Annotated in this window: 3 protein-coding genes; all 3 read left to right on the top strand. The window is 57.1% G+C overall.

Annotated elements, in window-relative coordinates; genetic code table 11:
* A partial coding sequence (locus ACETWG_10800; GenBank protein ID MFB0517073.1) for an S-layer homology domain-containing protein occupies positions 1-393 on the top strand: 393 nt, incomplete at its 5' end.
* 79 nt (positions 394-472) lie between these two features.
* Positions 473-1,354, top strand: a complete 882-nt coding sequence (locus tag ACETWG_10795; GenBank protein MFB0517072.1) for an LPP20 family lipoprotein — start codon at positions 473-475, stop codon at positions 1,352-1,354.
* 130 nt (positions 1,355-1,484) lie between these two features.
* On the top strand, positions 1,485-2,108 hold a 624-nt coding region (locus ACETWG_10790), incomplete at its 3' end, for a FecR domain-containing protein (GenBank protein MFB0517071.1).

Below are 2,108 nucleotides of genomic sequence, written 5' to 3'. Positions count from 1 at the left end.
CCAGCGGTCCCCCCTGATGTGGCGGGTCACTGGGCTGAGCCCTGGATTAAGGAGGTTGTAAACCTGGGCGTGTTTGAGGTGGATCCAGCGGGCAACTTCTCCCCGGATCAAACCGTGGTGCGTGTGGACTATGCCATGGCAGTTCAGCGTATTCTGGTGACGGCAACGCGGGATATGTCACTGGAAACCCGCTACTTCGGGGAAAGCCCTTCACGCTTTGCGGATGTTCCCAGCAGCCACTTTGCCTACAATGCTATGGCCCTGTGTGCCGAGCGGGGAATCATGAAGGCAGACCTCATGACTGGTCGCTTTGATCCAGCCAACAAGGTGAGTGGTGCCGATGCCCTGCTGATTATTCGCGAGATTCAGTCTTCGCTACGGATCACCTTTTAGCACCACCTCGGAAGTGATCGGCAAATCCTATTAACGGGATGGTAAGGTTTGTAAAACATCAACTTCAGGGAGGCAACATATGCGGCGCTCTTTGCTTGCAATAACAATTACGGTCCTTCTTTTCGGAATTTCACTAATCTGGGCTCAATGGGTTACTACGCCTGGCGCTGTGACGGAACAAAACGAGTTCGGCCTGGTGGACTATTCACAGCGGGTTATAACCGCCACCGGCATCGGCGCGGTACCCGCTAACGCCCCCAATGTAGGGGCGGCACGGGCAAACGCCATCCGGGCTGCCAGAGTAGATGCCCTGCGCAACCTGGTCGAGGCAGTCAAAGCCGTGCGGGTGACTTCCGAGACCACCGTCAGTAATAACATGGTGGCAAATGACGTTGTCCGGACGAAAGTCGAGGCCATGGTGCAAGGGGCCCAGCAAGTAGGGGACGTAAAATATCTGAGTGATGCCTCAGTGGAGGTAACCATGTCCGTGCCCATGAGCGGCATCATGGATGTGGTTCTTCCGACGCCCCTGCCTCCTGCGGCTGAAGCGACAACTCCACCCGTGGGGGCGGGAACCCCGGCTGAAGCAGCACCGGCGGTGGTGCCGGCGATTGCGGGACAGCCCATTACCGGTCTGATCATTGATACCCGTGGGTTGAGTGTGAAACCATCCATGTCACCGCGTATACTCGCCGATGACGGTATCGTACTGTACGGCCCCGGAAAGTATCCCCGCGATTTTGCTGTGACCCAGGGAGTGGTTGGATATCACAAGGATATCGAGGCGGCCAAAGGTGACGCCCGGGTGGCCGGCAACCCGCTCACCATCAAGGGGACACGTACCAGTGGTACCTTGGCCACTGATATCGTCATATCCAAGGCTGATGCTCAGCGGGCCGCCGGCTATGCCGGATTTGCCGATGCTATCGGCAATTGCCGGGTAATGTTCATCCTTGATTGAAACAGGCGATTAGGTAGCATCTTACGCAGCCTTTATCCGGGGGATGTCGCGGAGTAGTATTATCCTCGATTATTAGGCACAGCAGCCGCCTGGTATGCCGCCAATGAGGCAAAATCGTATTAGGATCGATATGCATCATTTTGTTCCACTCCTATTTATTGCCATGCTCCTGAGTGGGCTATCAGCCCAGGAAAAGCCTGCCGGGCCGGCCTCGCCGGACAGGCAGCTCTTCGGACGGGTCACATTCCCGCTGGGTACGGTCCAGGTTCAGGTTTCTCCGAATCCAGGTTGGGAGAAAGTCAACCTCAACCAGGAAGTTTTTGTCGGCGATAAAGTTAAAACGCTGGAAAAGTCCCGTTGTGAAATCACGTTGAACGGGGGCGGGAAATTCCGGATTGGTGAGAAGACCGAGATGGAACTCACCCAGGCCAGTGTAACCCCCCTGAAAAAGGACTTCGGTGCCACTGTTTCTAGGGGCCAGGTCTGGGTGGCTGCCAAAGCCGCTTTCGGTGAGAATAAGAATGTAGCGGTGCGTGCACCCACGGCGGTGGCTGCCATACGAGGCACCAAATACCGGGCGGTGGCGGACACGGCCGAGAGCTCGGTTTTGGTTTACGAAGGAAAGGTGGATGTAATCTGGGCCGAGAAGGTGGAGGAGACGCAGCAAGGCGATAGCGGTAGGGGCGGCGCTCCGGGCGCGATCAGGATCGGCCCCCCACAGGAAGTTGCCCCCCCAGAAGAAGTACCAGGACCC

The sequence above is a fragment of the Candidatus Neomarinimicrobiota bacterium genome, from assembly GCA_041862535.1.
Taxonomy (GTDB): Bacteria; Fidelibacterota; Marinisomatia; order SCGC-AAA003-L08; family TS1B11.
This window is presented reverse-complemented; position numbering and strand designations above follow the sequence as displayed.

What these genes read in the sequence shown, in the direction of transcription:
- ACETWG_10795 (MFB0517072.1), top strand. Translation starts at nt 473, where the DNA reads ATGCGGCGCTCTTTGCTTGCAATAACAATTACGGTCCTTCTTTTCGGA.